Origin of the sequence: Sphingomonas faeni (assembly GCF_040407565.1) — a bacterium.
GTDB lineage: Bacteria > Pseudomonadota > Alphaproteobacteria > Sphingomonadales > Sphingomonadaceae > Sphingomonas > Sphingomonas faeni_F.
The window spans coordinates 219,592-235,580 of record NZ_JAPZPR010000008.1; the positions used below are offsets into that span (position 1 = coordinate 219,592).

The 15,989-nt window shown below is 66.7% G+C and carries 14 protein-coding genes and 1 pseudogene; 5 read left to right on the forward strand and 10 right to left on the reverse strand.

Annotated elements, in window-relative coordinates; all coding sequences use genetic code 11:
- Positions 1 to 8 precede the first annotated feature (8 nt).
- The gene (locus O6Y00_RS17440) at positions 9 to 2,396 is read right to left on the reverse strand and encodes a hypothetical protein (protein WP_353443833.1); all 2,388 of its coding nucleotides are present in this window, start codon (positions 2,394 to 2,396) and stop codon (positions 9 to 11) included.
- 265 nt (positions 2,397 to 2,661) lie between these two features.
- Here O6Y00_RS17440 and O6Y00_RS17445 point away from each other — a divergent pair, with 265 nt between their 5' ends.
- Together O6Y00_RS17445 and O6Y00_RS17450 are read left to right on the forward strand one after the other, a co-directional pair.
- Positions 2,662 to 3,936 carry a metal-dependent hydrolase family protein gene (locus tag O6Y00_RS17445; RefSeq protein WP_353443834.1) on the forward strand — a complete coding sequence of 425 codons (1,275 nt, stop codon included), beginning with the start codon at positions 2,662 to 2,664 and terminating at the stop codon, positions 3,934 to 3,936.
- A 273-nt stretch (positions 3,937 to 4,209) separates the two neighbouring features.
- On the forward strand, positions 4,210 to 5,553 hold the full coding sequence (locus O6Y00_RS17450; protein ID WP_353443835.1) for a hypothetical protein: 1,344 nt from the start codon (positions 4,210 to 4,212) through the stop codon (positions 5,551 to 5,553).
- Positions 5,554 to 5,645: 92 nt separating this feature from the next.
- Here the strand turns inward: O6Y00_RS17450 and O6Y00_RS17455 are convergent, their stop codons facing one another.
- The 3 genes from O6Y00_RS17455 to rplJ all read right to left on the reverse strand — a co-directional run bounded on the left by O6Y00_RS17455 (position 5,646) and on the right by rplJ (position 7,273).
- On the reverse strand, positions 5,646 to 6,002 hold the full coding sequence (locus tag O6Y00_RS17455; protein ID WP_353443836.1) for an endonuclease domain-containing protein: 357 nt from the start codon (positions 6,000 to 6,002) through the stop codon (positions 5,646 to 5,648).
- A 316-nt stretch (positions 6,003 to 6,318) separates the two neighbouring features.
- A complete protein-coding gene (gene rplL / locus O6Y00_RS17460) occupies positions 6,319 to 6,693 on the reverse strand; it encodes a 50S ribosomal protein L7/L12 (RefSeq protein WP_353443837.1) in 375 nt (124 codons plus the stop codon).
- A gap of 64 nt (positions 6,694 to 6,757) precedes the next feature.
- On the reverse strand, positions 6,758 to 7,273 hold the full coding sequence (rplJ, locus tag O6Y00_RS17465; RefSeq protein WP_353443860.1) for a 50S ribosomal protein L10: 516 nt from the start codon (positions 7,271 to 7,273) through the stop codon (positions 6,758 to 6,760).
- Between the two features lie 694 nt (positions 7,274 to 7,967).
- Between rplJ and O6Y00_RS17470 the strand changes: the two genes are divergently transcribed.
- Positions 7,968 to 9,659 carry a tryptophan halogenase family protein gene (locus O6Y00_RS17470; RefSeq protein WP_353443838.1) on the forward strand — a complete coding sequence of 564 codons (1,692 nt, stop codon included), beginning with the start codon at positions 7,968 to 7,970 and terminating at the stop codon, positions 9,657 to 9,659.
- A gap of 497 nt (positions 9,660 to 10,156) precedes the next feature.
- Here O6Y00_RS17470 and rplA read toward each other — a convergent pair whose 3' ends face one another.
- The 6 genes from rplA to O6Y00_RS17500 form a co-directional block, all read right to left on the reverse strand.
- Positions 10,157 to 10,849, reverse strand: coding sequence for a 50S ribosomal protein L1 (gene rplA, locus O6Y00_RS17475; RefSeq protein WP_056047582.1), 693 nt, complete (start codon positions 10,847 to 10,849; stop codon positions 10,157 to 10,159).
- A gap of 4 nt (positions 10,850 to 10,853) precedes the next feature.
- On the reverse strand, positions 10,854 to 11,285 hold the full coding sequence (gene rplK / locus O6Y00_RS17480; RefSeq protein ID WP_056047586.1) for a 50S ribosomal protein L11: 432 nt from the start codon (positions 11,283 to 11,285) through the stop codon (positions 10,854 to 10,856).
- Between the two features lie 160 nt (positions 11,286 to 11,445).
- Positions 11,446 to 11,631 (reverse strand): DUF1508 domain-containing protein, encoded by a 186-nt coding sequence (locus O6Y00_RS17485; RefSeq protein ID WP_353443839.1) that lies wholly within the window; start codon positions 11,629 to 11,631, stop codon positions 11,446 to 11,448.
- Between the two features lie 145 nt (positions 11,632 to 11,776).
- A complete protein-coding gene (locus tag O6Y00_RS17490) occupies positions 11,777 to 13,015 on the reverse strand; it encodes an EAL domain-containing protein (protein ID WP_353443840.1) in 1,239 nt (412 codons plus the stop codon).
- Between the two features lie 618 nt (positions 13,016 to 13,633).
- Entirely contained in the window at positions 13,634 to 13,987 is a 354-nt protein-coding gene (locus tag O6Y00_RS17495) for a hypothetical protein (RefSeq protein ID WP_353443861.1), read from the reverse strand.
- Positions 13,975 to 14,604 carry a family 43 glycosylhydrolase gene (locus O6Y00_RS17500; protein ID WP_353443841.1) on the reverse strand — a complete coding sequence of 210 codons (630 nt, stop codon included), beginning with the start codon at positions 14,602 to 14,604 and terminating at the stop codon, positions 13,975 to 13,977. Before O6Y00_RS17500 ends, O6Y00_RS17495 begins: the two co-directional genes overlap by 13 nt.
- Between O6Y00_RS17500 and O6Y00_RS17505 the strand changes: the two are divergent.
- Together O6Y00_RS17505 and O6Y00_RS17510 are read left to right on the forward strand one after the other, a co-directional pair.
- Positions 14,544 to 14,747 (forward strand): annotated as a pseudogene (locus tag O6Y00_RS17505) (cupin-like domain-containing protein); the annotation flags it as partial. The gene O6Y00_RS17500 and the pseudogene O6Y00_RS17505 sit on opposite strands and share 61 nt — an antisense overlap.
- 261 nt (positions 14,748 to 15,008) lie before the next feature.
- The gene (locus O6Y00_RS17510; RefSeq protein ID WP_353443842.1) at positions 15,009 to 15,857 is read left to right on the forward strand and encodes a TorF family putative porin; all 849 of its coding nucleotides are present in this window, start codon (positions 15,009 to 15,011) and stop codon (positions 15,855 to 15,857) included.
- The last annotated feature ends 132 nt before the right edge of the window (positions 15,858 to 15,989 follow it).

Consider the following 15,989-nt stretch of genomic DNA (forward strand, 5'->3'; position numbering starts at 1 on the left):
GTCGAACGTCAGCTTTTGACCGCCACCGTCGCCACCACTGCCGGAGCATCCCGAAGCTTCAGAAACAGCACCCCGCCCACCGGCTTGGGCACGGTGAGCGAAGCCCCGGTAAACCCCTCCGGCACCCGAACCGCATCCGCGAACCCCACATTCGCCGCCACCGAATCGATCAGGAACAGGTCGCTCCCGGCGAGCGTGCACACGTCCTTGCACGTCACCCCAGCCAGCGTCGGCACGCGCACCAGGCTCGTCAACGCCACCCAGTCGCCCGCGACGCCATCCTGCACCAGCCGCCACCTGAGCAGCCCATGCGCGGACCCGCCGAGCGCCTTGCCCGGCTCGACCGAGACCACCGCGATCCGCTCGTCCTGCACGGTCAGCCCGCGGCCCGACGCGACGCTCGTCGTCGCCCCGCCGGCGATCGCCCCGATCTCGACGCTGTCCCCCGCCGCAAACCGCGTCGCCCCCTCCGCACGCAACGAGAAGGTGAGCCGAGCATCCTGCGCGATCGCCGTATCGCCGGCCAGCACGACGGGAAGCCCGGGGGAGGGGGGCGCCACCACGCTCTTGGCGATCAAAATCGCCTTGGGCCGCGCCGCCGCGACGGTGAACTTCACCGACCGCTTGCGTCCATCGGTCAGCGTGACGAGCGCAGTCTTCGCCTGCCCCGCCACGAACGTCGGCGCCATATCCGCGGTCAATCCCAGCAGATCGCCCTTGTCCGCGCGGACCACTTCGCCCGGCTTGAACGCGACCCCGTCGACGGTCATCGACGCGACCAGATCGAGCCGGGTTCCCGCCAGCGTCCCCGCCGTATCGCCCGCATACAGCGTCAGGCCATCGATCCGCCCCGCCTCAGCGAGCGCCGTCAGCGCGATCTTCTCCGGCGCCTCGACCCCGTATTGCTTGACCAGCAGCGTCAGTTTCCCCGGTGCGGTCTTCGCGAGCGGCAGCGTCAGTCCGATCCGGTCGCCATTCGTCGTCCACGCCAGCGGCACGTCGCCCGCCGCGCTGGTCAGCGTCACCGCCTCGACGCAGCTCGGCGTCGGCCCGGCGAGCGCCACCGGATTGTCGCGCCCGACGACCAGGTTCTCGGGATCGGTGTCGACCATCGTCCACCCGCCGGCGCGGGGCACCTGCAAGCGGAACTGCGGGCCGTCGAACGGCGTGAAACCCCAGCGTCCGTGCAGCTTGGCATCGGTCACGCTGCTCAGCCCCGCGGTCCGCATCCCGACCTGATCGAGCACATAGCCGCCGCGCTCGGCATCGGCCTGCACCGGTAGTTCGACCACGCCACCCTGCGGCGTCGTCACGCGCAAGCTCATGTCGTGCGCGAACCTGGTCGCGTAGATCAGCGGTGCACCCTCGACCGGCAGCACGAGATCGGGCTTGGCCGCGCAGACCAGCCGGTCCGCCTCCGCGCGCCGCAGCGTCGGCGTCTGCGGCGTACCCGTCTCGATCACCGGCATCGCGACCACCATCACCGATTTCGGGCTCGCGAACGACGGCGCCGCGTTCAGCAGCAGCGCCATCCGATCGTCGCGTAACCGCGCCAATGCCGGAATGTAGCGGAATTGCGTCGACTGGAACGCACCGAAAATCTTCGCCAGATCGCGCACCACGCCGATATACGGGCTGTAATAGCCAAGCCCGCCGGCCGGCGTCGCGCTGAGCTGGAGCGCCAGATCGGTCGGTGCGCCGACCAGCGTATCGGCCAGCGTCGAGCTCTGGCCATCCGCGAGCAGCAGCGACTCGCGATTCTGCGTAAGGCACGACGCCTGAAGATCTGCGGTGAGATCGAGGCACTCCGCCTTCAGCTTGACCGCGAGGCTGCGCGACAGCAGCGGGGATACCGCCTCGATCCGCTCCGGCCGCGTCCGCTCGAGGGCATGGATACTGTCGAGAAACGCATCGAGCCGGGCCCGATCGAGCGACGCCTGATCCAGATCCTGCACCGCCCGCACGAACGCGCCCGGCTGTTTGCGCACCGCCGAGACGACCGCATCGAACCCGCCGCTGTCGGGGACGAGGAACACTACCAGCCGGCGCGCGCCGGTCGGCACGGTCAACGCCAGTGCAGCCTTTTTCGTCTTCCAGGTCTCGGCCTTGAAGAACCACGACTTCGGCGGCGGCTCGGTCGCACCGCGCAGGAACCCCGCGACCAGCAGATAGCGCTCGGCATCGTCCTTCTTTCCCGTCGGAAGGTCCGCTGCGATCGTCACGCGGTCGCCGGTCGCCAGGCGTGGCACCTGCGCGATCGGCAAGGTCGTCGTCCCGTGCGTCACGCCGACGCGCAGGCTCGGCCCGGTCAGGTCGAACGGCGCGGGATCAGCGCTCGCGGCTGCCGGCACGAGCGCGGCGGCCAGCGCGCAGAACGGAAGAAGGCGAAGCATCATCACGGGCGATCTCATCGTCGGAAGCATCACCGATGACCTGCTCCGGTGTCGATATTAGGGCAAGGACCCCCTCTCGATCCTCCTCCGCCAGGGGGAGGTGGCGCCGTAGGCGACGGAGGGGGAGGACACGGACCACAGGTTTCGCTTGCCGCCCCCTCCGACAGGCTGCGCCTGCCACCTCCCCCTGGCGGGGGAGGATCGATCATGCTCTTGCCCGATCACGCGTGGTGACGCACACGAGGCGCAACTCGGGGAAGGGGACCATATGAAGATCGCCACGATTCTAGCCGCGACTCTGCTCGCCGGCATGGCCACCACTGCGGATGCGAAAACGGTGGTCGTCACGGCGGCGCACATGATCGACGTGCTGGCGGGCAAGCGCGTCGACAACCCGCAGGTGACGATCGTCGACGGCCGCATCACTGCGGTCGGGCGCAAGGGTGACGCGGTGCCCGCAGGGGCCGAACGCGTCGATCTGGGCGAGCGCACGTTGCTGCCAGGCCTCATCGACATGCACGTCCACCTGACCAGCGACCCGACGCTAAGCGGCTACCGCCAGCTCGAATTTACCGATAACTTCTGGACCGTGGTCGGCGTCGCCAATGCGCGCAGAACGCTCGACGCGGGCTTCACCACCGTCCGCAACGTCGGTTCGGCTAATTACGACGACGTCGCGCTCAAGCAGGGTATCGAGCGCGGCTATGTCCCCGGCCCGCGCATCGTCCCCGCTACCTACGCACTCGGCGCGACCGGTGGCCACTGCGACGCGACCGAGTTCCCGCCCTCGATCCAGGTCCCGCACCCGCAGATCGCCAACACGCCCGACGAGTTCCGCGGCGCCGTGCGGACGATCCGCAAATATGGTGCCGAGGTGGTCAAAGTGTGCATGACCGGCGGCGTGCTGTCGAAGACCGACAGCGTCGGCGCGCAGCAGATAAGCCTCGCCGAGATCAAGGCGATCGTCGAGGAAGCGCACATGCTCGGCATGAAGGTCGCGGTCCACGCACACGGCGCCGAGGGGATCAACGACGCGTTGCGCGCGGGCGTCGACACGATCGAGCACGCCAGCCTCGCCGACGCCGAATCGTTCAAGCTCGCCAAGGTCAGCGGCGCGTGGTTCGACATGGATATCTACGACGACGACTATATCCTCGCCGAGGGCGCGAAGAACGGCGTCTTCGCGGAGAGCCTGGAAAAGGAACGCCAGGTCGGCCTCAAGCAACGTCAGACCTTCCGCGCGGCGCATGCCGCCGGGGTGAAGATGCTGTTCGGCACAGACGGCGGCGTCTACCCCAATGGCAACAACGCGCTCCAGTTCGCCAAGATGGTCGAATGGGGCATGACCCCGATCGAGGCGATCCAGGCGGCCACCTCCAGCGCCGCGATCGCGCTCGGCAGGACCGCCGACGTCGGCGCGATCCAGCCCGGCCGGTTCGGCGACCTGATCGCCGTCGAGGGCGATCCGCTCGCCGACGTTCGCCAGTTGGAGCACCCCGCATTCGTCATGAAGGGTGGCGCAGTCGTCGTCGCACCAAAGTAAAACGAGCCATCTCGATCCTCCCCCGCCAGGGGGAGGTGGCTGGCGCTTGCCAGACGGAGGGGGAGGAAACGACAACGCCGGTTCCGTATCTCCCCCTCCGTCACCTCCGGCGACACCTCCCCCTGGCGGGGGAGGATAGATCTTCAGCGCACACCCACCCCACGTTTCACCGCTACCCAGGCGCAACTCGTCGCAACGCGGGTTGCCGTCGGGCCGTGTTCAGCCTCCCCCGCGCACAACGCCGCGACGACCGCGTGCAGGGGATTTTCGACGATGACGACCGACCGCGAGGCTCTCGCTGCCCTGCTCGCCACCCTGACCGTCCTGAGCGCGACACCCGCCGCCGCGCAAAGCGCCCAGACGTCGCAGACCGGGCAGGCCGAGCAAACGCCGCAACCCGCGCCGGTTCGCGGCCTGGAAGTGCTCGGCACGCCGCAGACCACGTCGATCCCCGTCCCCGCCGCGCCGAAGATCGTGCTTCCGAGCACGCCGCCCCGCGGGCGCACGAGGACCACGCCGACGCCTGCTGCGAAGATGGCCGCGAAACCCGGCTCGCAAACCCCGACGACACGCGACGAACGGTCTGCAACCCGTCCTGCCGACAACGCCCCGTCGCGCCCGCGCCCATCCTCCGGCGACACGACCGCGACCGCCGCCCCGCGCGATGAACCGACAACGCCCGCGCCGGCGCCGGTAGCCACGCCGGACCCCAAGTCCGCACCCACGCCTGCGCCGACCATGCCACCCGCCACGATCGACACCGCGCCGTCGGTGGCGCCATCGTCGACCCCCACATCGGCTCCGACGCAGGACTCGACGCTGGCCGCGCCCGAGACGGGCAGGGCGATGCCGTTGTGGCTGTCGCTGGCGGTCGTCGTCGTGGTGCTTGCCGGCCTCTGGTTCCTGCGCCGTCGCAAGCCGGCCAGCCGCGCCGCTCGCGCCGAACCGGAGATCGTCGCCGAACCGATCCCCGAACCTGCCGTCACGACGCCCGATCCCGTCGCGACCGCGATCGCCCCCGCGATCATGGCGCCGGTCGTCCCCGCGGTCGCCGCCCCGACCGCGCCGAAATTCCTCGAACCGCGCGGCAAATCCCCGCCCGTTCCGCCAGCGGCACCGCGAGCGCGCCTGGCCTGCGAACTGCGCCCGTTGCGCGCTGGGCTCAATCTGCTGAGCGCCACGGTCGAGTGCGAACTGGTCGTCACCAATAGCGGCACCGCCCCCGCCGAGGCGATCCGCGCGGGGCTGACGCTGTTGACCGCACATACCGGCCAGGACACCGATCTCGCCGCGTTCAACGTCGCCCCTGTCGTCCGCCCGCTCGCCGCGCCGTTCGTGCTGGCCCCCGGCGAGACGCGCACGCTGCGCACCGTCGCCGCGGTCGCGCGCGAGGCGATCCGGACGATGACCGCCGCCAACCGGCCGATGTTCGTTCCCGTCGTCGCCGCCAACCTGCGCTACGTCACCGCCGGCGAAGACGCGCAGACCGCCCGCGCCTGGTCGATCGGCATCGAGCGCGTCGATTCGCCCAAGCTTGCGCCGTTCTGGCTCGACGCGCCCGCGCGCATGTACAGCAGCGTCGCCGCTCGCCCGCACGCGACGGAATTCGAGAGCTAGGACGCGACGGCTTTGGGATTAGAACGCCCAGTTGCGGACACTTTCTAGCCCTCTCCCGCCTTCGCGGGAGAGGGTCGGGTGAGGGTCTTCTTCTACTTCGCGGTTCGCGCCAGGAAAGCAGCGATGATCGTTTCCAGAACGCCGTCGCGATTTTCGATGATGTCGTTGTTCCAGAACCGGAGCACCTGATACCCCTTCGCCTCCAGAAAGGCGGTGCGGGGTGCGTCGATCTTCGGGTCATGCTGACTGCCGTCGAGTTCGACGATCAGCATGGCTTCGAGACAGGTGAAATCGGCGACATAATGGTCACCAATCGTATGCTGCTCGCGGAACTTGAAGCCGCCCAGCCGACGATTGCGCACGGCGAGCCAGATGATCTGCTCGACATCGGTACGTTCGCGTCGCAGGCGGGCGGCATGGCGACTGATCTGGCGGCGTACCGGATACATCCGACGAGCCTAGAAGAAGTAAGACCCTCACCCAACCCTCTCCCGCGAAGGCGGGAGAGGGCTAGAAATTGAATGTCCGCTTTCCTTCCCACCTCGGACATTCCAACGGCCTGACCATCTGCCAACCCAAACATCCGCATTGTCATTCGATCGCGCATAGACACGAAAAAGGGCGACCCCATTGCTGGGGCCGCCCTTTTTCTTAGCTGCGGCCAGCAGGGGCAAAGCCCCTGCTTCGTCGGTCGGCATGAATGCCACCGGCCGGCCTTGCTGGAGTGCGATTTAGGCGACGCTAAATCGTCTCTCCAGCTGCGGCTTACTTGACCTCGACGGTCGCGCCAGCTGCTTCGAGCTGAGCCTTGATCTTGGCGGCTTCGTCCTTCGACACGCCTTCCTTGACGGCCTTGGGAGCCGACTCGACCAGCGTCTTGGCTTCGGTCAGGCCGAGCGCGGTGATCGCACGGACTTCCTTGATGACGTTGATCTTCTTGCCACCGTCGCCGGTCAGGATGACGTCGAATTCGGTCTGCTCTTCTGCTGCAGGAGCAGCGGCGCCGCCGCCTGCTGCTGGTGCTGCGACCGCTGCTGCGGCCGAAACGCCCCACTTCTCTTCGAGCAGCTTCGAAAGCTCAGCTGCTTCGAGAACGGTCAGTGCGCTCAGGCTCTCAACGAGCGCGTTCAGGTCTGCCATGATAAATCTCCATCTCGGGGCTCGTGCCCCATCAGTTCAAAAAGGTAACGAAAGGCCTGCAAGATCAGGCGGCTTCCTTCTCCGCGTAGGCGGAAAGCACGCGCGCGAGCTGCGCTGCCGGAGCCTGCGTGATCGTTGCCAGCTTCGTGGCGGGTGCCACGATGAGGCCAACGATCTTGGCACGCAGTTCGTCCAGCGAGGGCAGCGTTGCGAGCGCCTTCACACCGTCGACGTCGAGGGTCGTCGCGCCCATCGCCCCACCCACGATTTCGAACTTGTCGTTCGTCTTCGCGAATTCCACGACCACCTTGGCGGCCGCGACGGGATCGATGGAGCTGGCCAGACCGACCGGACCCGTGAGCATGTCGCCCAGCGAGCTGTAGTCGGTGCCGTCCATTGCGATCTTGGCAAGCTTGTTCTTCGAGACCTTGTAGGTCGCGCCGACGTCGCGCATCTTGTTCCGCAGCACAGTGGACTGTGCAACGGTCAGGCCGAGGTTGCGCGTGACAACGACGACGCCGACCTCGGAAAAGGTGCGGTTCAGCTCGGCTACGGCCGCGGTCTTTTGATCACGATCCATGCCATTCTCCACGTTTTTCGGGTTCACCGCTTGCGCAGTGGACCCGGTTACTAACCGGAGGCGCAGACAAGCCCGCGCTTCCGGGGTGTCTCGTCGATGGGGCATGGGAGAGGGCAGGCGCACGAGGCGCTCCGCAAAATCTCATTCCCCGTCTAGGTGGGAGATTAAGCACCGGCAAACCCTGTGCACCCACTGTCTCGGACGGAACCTGGCAAGCCAAAGCCCGCCGGGTAGGTGCGCGCCAATAGCAGCAGCGCGGAGAAAATCAACAAGAATTGGGAGAATCTATAAACGTCAGCATCTCCCACGATGCCGTATGCGAGCCGAAAGGCTTACAATCCTCCCCCGCAAGGGGGGCTGGCTGGCCCTTGCCAGACGGAGGGGGCGGTAAGCGACAACCTTAGTTTCGTGTCCTCCCCCTCCGTCGCCTTTGGCGCCACCTACCCCTGGCGGGGGAGGATCACAACATTGCAAGGCGGCTCGATTCAATGTGTTACCCCGCGCAGTCGGTGGCCCCTGCCTGCGCTGGGCAAGCAATATCGTTGGAAAGCCGCCGTAACCGAAACACCACCCCGGCCTCCGCCGGGGTGGTAGCGATTTGTGGAGGTGCACCGACAAAGATCGAATCCCGACCCATCCCGACCGCGGCGCCTGCGCGGTGCGTGATACGCTTCCCCATGAGGGAGGCGTCCGGATGCATGAGCCGATCACCGATATCGTCATCGTCGGTGGCGGCACGACCGGATGGCTGGTCGCCGCGCATCTCAACCACCGACTGCAATGGGGACTAGGTCACTCCGACGGCGTCCGCATCACGCTGATCGAATCGCCCGACATTCCCGTTATCGGCGTCGGCGAGGCGACCATTCCGCCGATCCGAGCGATGCTGAGCCTGCTCGACATCGACGAGGACGAGTTCGTCGCGCGCACGCAGGCGACCTTCAAGCTCGGCGTCCGCTTCGACGACTGGGATCGTGACGAAGGTTCCGACCGAGCGCCGGATGCGTCCGTCCGCAGCTTCGTCCACCCGTTCACCGGCGGACTGCAACTCGCGGGGCGTGACCCTGCGGCGTCGCTGCTCGCCTACGGGCTCCCCGCCGATCTGACGATCGACCCGCAACTCGCCAACCTCGTGGGCCACGGCGTCGCCGCCATCGCCGCGCACCGGTCGCCGCGCAGCCTCGCCGACGCGCCCTATGCCGGGGCGATCAACTATGCCTATCATTTCGACGCAGGCCTGTTCGCCGCGTTCCTTCGGGAGGTGTGCACCGCCCGCGGCGTCGAGCATGTCCGCGACACCGTCCTCGGCATCGATCAGGACGATCGGGGCCATATCGCCGCCCTCCGCCTCGGCTCGGGCACCCGCCGCGAGACCGAGCTGGTGATCGATTGCTCGGGCTTCCGCGGCTTGCTCATCAACGAGGCGCTGGGCGAGCCGTTCGTCTCCTACGCCGACTACCTTCCCAACGATCGCGCCGTCGCGATCCAGGTTGCGCACGACGAGACGCACGCACTGCTTCCGGCGACCGTCTCGACCGCCAGCGACGCCGGCTGGACCTGGCGGATCCCGCTCCGCTCGCGCGTCGGGACCGGGCATGTCTTCGCGAGCGGGTTCATGACCGACGATCAGGCGGTCGACACGCTTGTCCGCCGCAATACCGGCTTCACGCAACTCACCGACGCCCGCGCGATCCCGATGCGCGTCGGCCGGTGTCGCAACTCCTGGGTCGGCAATTGCGTCGCGATCGGCCTCGCCAGCGGGTTCATCGAGCCGCTCGAATCCACGTCGATCCAGTTCGTCGACTATGCCTGCCGCCGCCTGCTTCGTGCGATGCCCAGCCGTGCCTTCGAACCAACGCAGATCGCCCGGTTCAATACCGAGATGGCCGAGCTGTACGAGGAGGTCCGGGATTTCCTCGGCCTCCACTTCACGCTCGGCAACCGCCGCGACACACCATATTGGCGCGCCGTCGCGCACGACGCCAAACGCTCGGACGCGCTCGCGCATTGCCTGGCGCTGTGGCGTCACGCGCTTCCCGACGATTTCGACCCGCGTTCGAGCGTGGCGTTCGGCGCCGGCAGCGTCCGCGCGGTCCTGTTCGGCAAGCGATTCTACACGGCGCCGATCGCCACCGGCACCGATCTGCTCCCGCGCGAACACTGGGACCGCTACGCCCGCCAGATCGGGGCGCTGCAGCAGATACTGGTCGGCGCGCTGCCGCCGCATGCCGAAATGTTGCGGATGATGGTGGGGCGCGCGGCGATCGGCGCGTCGGCTGCCCGCAAGGCGCCCATGCTGGGGCTGCCCGACCGCGACGATCCGTTCACGCACGAGCCGCAGATCATGGCTCCTGACACACGCCTTGCACGAGCGTTGAGCGGGTAGGACGCGCTCTTCATCCTTCCCCGCAAGGGGGAGGTGGCGCCGAAGGCGTCGGAGGGGGAGGGGGCGAGAACTAGCGTGATCTCTGACCTCCCCCTCCGCCTGGCAAGCGCCAGCCACCTCCCCCTGGCGGGGGGGTCGACGGACTGGCACCGGAGAATATCGGTCCCCTTCCGCCCTGCCTCCCCATTCCGTTCGTGGCGAGTAGCGACCGAGTAGGCTCGTAGAGCCGTATCGAGGGTGCGTATCGAAGGAGGGGGCCCGCGCGCAGACCTGACCCTGGATTCGCTCGCCAGCTACCCAGGGCCAACCAAGGCGGGGGCAGGCGATCATGGTGGCGTGCCCTCCGAACTCAGACGCAAAAAGGGCCGGGATTGCTCCCGACCCTTTTTAACTCTCAGCGGCAGGACGGGAGTAAATCCCGTCCTCGTCGGTCGCGGTTGCCCGCGCCGGCCGGGCGCTCGCCGTCTCGTGGCTAGCTTGCGCTAGCCACGTGCGGCTCAGGCGCCAGCAACCTCGGTCGTGTCGACCTTGATGCCTGCACCCATGGTCGACGAGATCGCGACCTTCTGGACGTACTTGCCCTTGGCGCCGGTCGGCTTGGCCTTGACCACCGCGTCGACCAGTGCGTCGAAGTTCGCGCGCAGGTCTTCCGCCGGGAACGACGCCTTGCCGATGCCCGAGTGGATGATGCCGGCCTTCTCGACGCGATATTCGATCTGGCCGCCCTTGGCTGCCTGAACGGCGGCGGCGACGTTCATCGTCACCGTGCCGAGCTTCGGGTTCGGCATCAGGCCCTTCGGACCCAGCACCTTACCGAGGCGACCGACGATGCCCATCATGTCCGGGGTCGCGATGCAGCGATCGAAATCGATCGTGCCACCCTGGATGATTTCCATCAGGTCTTCGGCGCCGACGACGTCTGCGCCTGCTGCGAGGGCTTCTTCAGCCTTCGCGCCGCGGGCGAACACGCCGACGCGGACGGTCTTGCCGGTGCCCTTGGGCAGCGTGACGACGCCGCGGACCATCTGGTCTGCGTGACGCGGATCGACGCCCAGGTTCAGCGCGACTTCGATCGTCTCGTCGAACTTCGACGTGGCGCCCGACCGTGCGAGACCAATGGCCTCGTCGATGCCGTGCAGCTTGACGAGATCGACCGTGACGGCCTTCTGCTTCTTGCTCAGCTTAGCCATGATATCAGCCCTCCACCACTTCGAGGCCCATTGCGCGGGCGCTGCCTTCGATGATCTTCGTCGCAGCGTCGATATCGTTGGCGTTGAGGTCCTTCATCTTCGTCGTGGCGATCTCGCTCAGCTGGCTGCGCTTGATCGTGCCGGCGACGACCTTGCCCGGCTCCTTGGAGCCCGACTTGAGACCAGCGGCCTCCTTGATCAGGTACGATGCTGGCGGGGTCTTGGTCTCGAACGAGAACGAGCGATCCGCATAGACCGTGATGACGGTCGGGATCGGCATGCCCTTCTTCAGTTCGCTCGTGCCGGCGTTGAACGCCTTGCAGAACTCCATGATGTTCACGCCGCGCTGACCCAGCGCAGGCCCGATCGGCGGCGCGGGCTTTGCCTCGCCTGCAGGGACCTGCAGCTTGATGTATCCGGTAATCTTTTTAGCCATGTCACTCTCTTTATGTGAGCCTAGCGGTGATGGCGGCTGCCTCTCGGCAACCTCCCGCAATTCCAACAGTGAAGGTGGAAGCCGGCGCGCATAGCCGGAAACGCGGCAGACGGCAACCTGGCGATTGCGTCCGTCGCATCGGCAGCGGCTCAGCCCGCGCTTACGGTATGCGGCGATCCTCAGCGGCGGCGGCGTTGTCGATCAGATCGGACGGCCAGGCGCTTCGTCGCACCGCAGCAAGGCACGCCGCCCGGGTCGCGTAGCCGTCGGAATAGCTGATCAACCGCCCGTCATCGTGGAACAGCAGCCACACCCAGGCACCCGCCAGGACGGGCAACTGCGGCAAGTCCACACTATCAACCCGGCTGATCTCCAGGCGCATCATGAACCGGTCGGGCGGGGCGGGGGACGCGTGGGAAGCTTGCAGGGGACGCGGGCCCGGATCCCGTGAGGGGCTGGCAGCCTCTGCATCCGCTGGACGAAGATACGCCTCAGCCATGTTGCGTGATCGAGGGTGCCGACGCGGGCCTTCCCCAGTAGAAGCCCTGGCCGCAATCGGCGCCGAGCGATCGCGCCAGGGTCAGGTCGGCGTGCGTCTCGATCCCTTCGATTACCGTCGCGATCGATCTGCTGCGACAATAGTCGATGATTTCCTTCAGCAGCGACAGCGGGAATTCCCCCGCGCTGCACTTGCGGAAGATCTTCCGGTCGATTTTCACTTCGGCGATCGGCAGCTCCGAAATGCGATCGAAATTGGTCGCGCCCTTGCCGAAATCGTCCAGCGATACGGGGACGCCGATCATGCCGAGCTGGCGCATGGCCTCCAGCAGATGGCCGTCGAAGCCGGAATAGCTGATCTCGGTCAGCTCGATCCCGAGCATCCCGGTGGCTACCGAGTGCCGTCTCAGCAGAATCGGCAGCGCGGTGAGGAAGTCCGCATGCGCAAGTACGGCCGCGCTGCAATTGACCGCGATCGGAACCGGCCGACCTTGCTGGACCAGATCGGCCAGCAGGCGCCCCGCGGCCTCGACGGCCAGCAAACTGGCGGCGATCTCGATCGACAGGATCGTCGAGGGCGCGAAGATATGCTCGGGGTTCAGCGACGGCCGATTGCGCAGCCGGGTCAACGTCTCGTAGCCGACCACCCGTTCGTCGCCCAGATCCCGCTTCTCGTGGAACGCATGCGTGAGATTGGGTAGCAGGCGGCCCTGCTGGATCAGCCACGACAGAAAACGCCGGTCGCCGGTATCGCCTTCATGCTCGCGGCGCGGCACGCCGGCCAGACGGGTCGCGATCGCCTGGGCCGAATAGGGCATCTCAAGCCAAACGAGCGGCGCGATGTCATGCTGCCCGGCCAGCGCGGAGAGGTCGGCGACATGCGGGCCGGACCGCACACATGCGACCAACCCTTCATAGCCTTCGTCGGCAAGCAGCGTGACGAGCGCATGGTCGTTGAGCGCCGAGACGTCGGGATTGATGACGATCAGATCGGGCTGGAAGGCGATGCCGGCCGGCTGCTCGCTCGCCGTGCCGATCCAGGCGACCTTGTGGCCCATGTCTTCGAGTTCGCGGTGGATGCCTTCGCGCGCGGAATCGTCATGGTCGAGAAACAGGATGCGGTGGCCGGGCAGGGGCTCGAGGAGCGCGCGCGGAACGGCGTGACCATATCCGAACGGCACGTCGGATCCGGAGATCGCCGGTTCGGGTTCGATACTGTTCGTCGCCGTCATCAGTCGTTCCCCCATGCGAGGCATCGTCGAGTATCGATCATTCGGCCATCGAGGCCGTATCTCCACCGCCGGGACAAGGCGACGCCGCGGGACTCGTTAGTCGAGAATCGGTTTTTACGATGTTTCCACGCAGGAGCTGGACCGGAAAACCTAGCGAAACATGATCGGATGTGGTTAACCGAATTTGACGCTTCTAGGTCGGATCGGGGATCACCCGACACCGACGTCGCAACTCTATGATAATTCACAAATGTGAACGCACTACACCGCCATGAAGTAATGTTTCTTAGCCGTAACAATATTTTGAATGGGCGCTAACGAGGAAGTATTGGGTCCACTTCGGGCATGGTCCGAGCCGGTTGGTCCAGTCTCGAACCGTCGCATCTTCGCCTCGTTCGTCCTGCCGCTGGGCACCACCTCGCGACATCGACGGCTCCGATCATACCGATGACCGGTTTTGCCGATCTCGCTAAACGCAGACACAATTTTAGCGCGTGCGCAGACCTTGCAGGACAACCGTGGGGTGATGAGGTCGCCGGGGCGGCGATGCTGCACCCGTCGGAATCGTTCGACCGGCGTCTCGGACGCCGACGCGGGCATTGGACACGCGCCGCGCCGCTATCCGTACCAGGCGTAGGGCCCGATCACCGTGCCGACGAAACCCCCGGCTTCCTTCGTGCTGAGGAAGTGCGCGTCGATGTCTTGCGCGAAAACGCCCGTTTTCCCGGCGGTTTCATATTCGAACGCCATACGGTCGCCATCGGCGCGGATCGTCAGCGTGACCGGACCCGTGGGGGCAGGGATCGACGCGATCGCTCGCTCCCTGCCCTTGTCGGCCGTGTAGAGCGCCAGCACGGGTTTGCCCGCGATCCGCGTGATGCCGAAGAACAGGTAGTTCCGGTCGCTCTGCATCGCGACGAGACCGGCGCGGTCGCCATCGGTGTCGGGGACGAAGCGCATCACCGTCGAGATCGTTGCCGCCTCATGCTGCTGGCGCCGTCCGACGACGCCGGGACGCCCGACAGATCGCCGATCCGCACGCCATGCCCAAGCACGAGGTCGCCGTGGTCGAGCCGGTAGAACGGAGTCTTGGGCGTGCGTACGCCGACCCATTGCATCGCCAGTTTGCTGCCGTCGAAGCTGTCGACATAGCCGAAATCGCCGCTGGTCGGGATGCGGCTGGGCGGGCTCGCGGGCAGCCTCGGCTTGGTGCCGACGAACGGGACCGGCTGCCCCTGCGGCAGGATGATCGGCCAGCCGTCCTTCCATGTCACCGGTAGCAGGAACGTCTCGCGGCCGATGTTGTAATAGTCGCCCTCGTACGGCCGCACGCCGAGGAAAGTCGCGTACCAGTCGCCGTTCTGCGTCTCGACGAGCTTGGCATGGGTCGAGGTGACCGGGTTGGGCCGCGCTGCATCGAGGTCGCGCTGAGCCAGGATAGGATTGCCAGCGAACGGGACATAGGGCCCGAGGAGGGACTTCGAGCGCAGCGCGACCTGGGAGTGGTTGACGCTGGTGCCGCCCTCGGCTGCTGGCGATGCTGACCATCGCGGAGCGGCCAGCGGCGGAACGTCCGGCTTGGCGCGCATGGTTCGATCATTATGCGTTCCGGCCCGACGGACATCCGCTCGCGTTCCTGCCGCCGGAGCATCACGGGGTGCTGGCAACCGGTTCGAAGGAGAATCGCGGGCGAATACGGGCGCTGATCATGCGTCTTCTCCGCGGCAGCTGAGGCCCGCAGTACCAGCGTCACTTGCCGGCAGGGACCGTCCAAGCTGGACGCCGCCGCGCCCTCGCAGGCCGGGCGACTGTGGCGCGCGCGCAACATGCGCGACGTCAAAGCCCATTTGTACGCAAGATTGTCTTGTGCGTTGCACCACGCACTGTCATCCCGACGTCATCGTTGGAAAGACCGCGCTGGGGTAATGCCCGATAGACGCGGCGTCCGGCGGATGCAGGGCGGACATCGACTTCCGGTTTCGAAAGGGAAACGATGCGCTTTTCCACTATCCTTCTCGGCGGCCTCACGCTCGCCGCCGCCGCCCCTGCGTTCGCGCAGGATACCGCACCGCCCAAAGAGGTCACCGTCTCGGGTTCGGTCGGCATAACCAGCGACTACCGCTTCCGCGGCGTGTCGCAGTCGGACGAGAACCTCGCCGTTCAGGGCGGCATCACGATCGCGCACAAGAGCGGCGTGTATATCGGCACCTGGGCATCGAACCTGTCCGGCTGGGGTACGTTCGGCGGCGCCAACATGGAGCTCGACCTGATCGCCGGTTACAAGGTGCCGGTCGGTGGCGGCGCGCTGGACGTTGGTGCGACGTGGTACATGTATCCCGGCGGGTTCAACAACACCGACTTCATCGAGCCCTATGCCAAGCTCTCGGGCACCGCCGGCCCGGTCGCGCTGCTCGCCGGCGTCGCCTACGCGCCCAAGCAGCAGGCGCTCGGCCCTTGGTACTCGAACGGCGCATCGGCGGCGGCGGGGGTCTACGACCGCGTCAACGCCAAGGACGACAACCTCTATCTGTGGGGCGACGTCAGCAGCGGGATCCCGAACACCGGGCTGACCGTGAAGGCGCATGTCGGCTATTCGAACGGCAACAAGGGCCTCGGGCCGTTCGCGACCAGCGTGTCGCCGACCGGCGAATATTGGGACTGGCTGCTCGGCGCGGACTACGTCATCCCGACGACGCCACTGACGCTGGGTGTCGCCTATGTCGACACCGACATCGGCAAGAACGAATCGGCCTATCTCCAGCCGAGCTTCAGCCGGGGCCAGGACGGCAACGGGTCGATCGCCGGCGGCAGGTTCGTCGCCACGCTGACCGCGGCGTTCTGATCGCTTTGAGAAGCGGGCGCCCCTGAACCTTGTTTCTCCGCGAAGGCGGGGACCCAGGCTGGGCTCCCGCCTTCGCGGGAGAACAAGTCGGGTAGAGGTTCCGCAATACCAAAACCGTCATCCTGGGCTCGA

Coding starts and splice junctions, on each gene's coding strand:
- O6Y00_RS17510 (WP_353443842.1), top strand. CDS start 15,009: ATGCGCTTTTCCACTATCCTTCTCGGCGGCCTCACGCTCGCCGCCGCC.
- O6Y00_RS17440 (WP_353443833.1), bottom strand. CDS start 2,396: ATGATGCTTCGCCTTCTTCCGTTCTGCGCGCTGGCCGCCGCGCTCGTG.
- O6Y00_RS17445 (WP_353443834.1), top strand. CDS start 2,662: ATGAAGATCGCCACGATTCTAGCCGCGACTCTGCTCGCCGGCATGGCC.
- O6Y00_RS17470 (WP_353443838.1), top strand. CDS start 7,968: ATGCATGAGCCGATCACCGATATCGTCATCGTCGGTGGCGGCACGACC.
- O6Y00_RS17455 (WP_353443836.1), bottom strand. CDS start 6,002: ATGTATCCGGTACGCCGCCAGATCAGTCGCCATGCCGCCCGCCTGCGA.
- rplL (WP_353443837.1), bottom strand. CDS start 6,693: ATGGCAGACCTGAACGCGCTCGTTGAGAGCCTGAGCGCACTGACCGTT.
- O6Y00_RS17490 (WP_353443840.1), bottom strand. CDS start 13,015: ATGACGGCGACGAACAGTATCGAACCCGAACCGGCGATCTCCGGATCC.
- rplJ (WP_353443860.1), bottom strand. CDS start 7,273: ATGGATCGTGATCAAAAGACCGCGGCCGTAGCCGAGCTGAACCGCACC.
- rplA (WP_056047582.1), bottom strand. CDS start 10,849: ATGGCTAAGCTGAGCAAGAAGCAGAAGGCCGTCACGGTCGATCTCGTC.
- O6Y00_RS17500 (WP_353443841.1), bottom strand. CDS start 14,604: ATGCGCGCCAAGCCGGACGTTCCGCCGCTGGCCGCTCCGCGATGGTCA.
- O6Y00_RS17450 (WP_353443835.1), top strand. CDS start 4,210: ATGACGACCGACCGCGAGGCTCTCGCTGCCCTGCTCGCCACCCTGACC.
- rplK (WP_056047586.1), bottom strand. CDS start 11,285: ATGGCTAAAAAGATTACCGGATACATCAAGCTGCAGGTCCCTGCAGGC.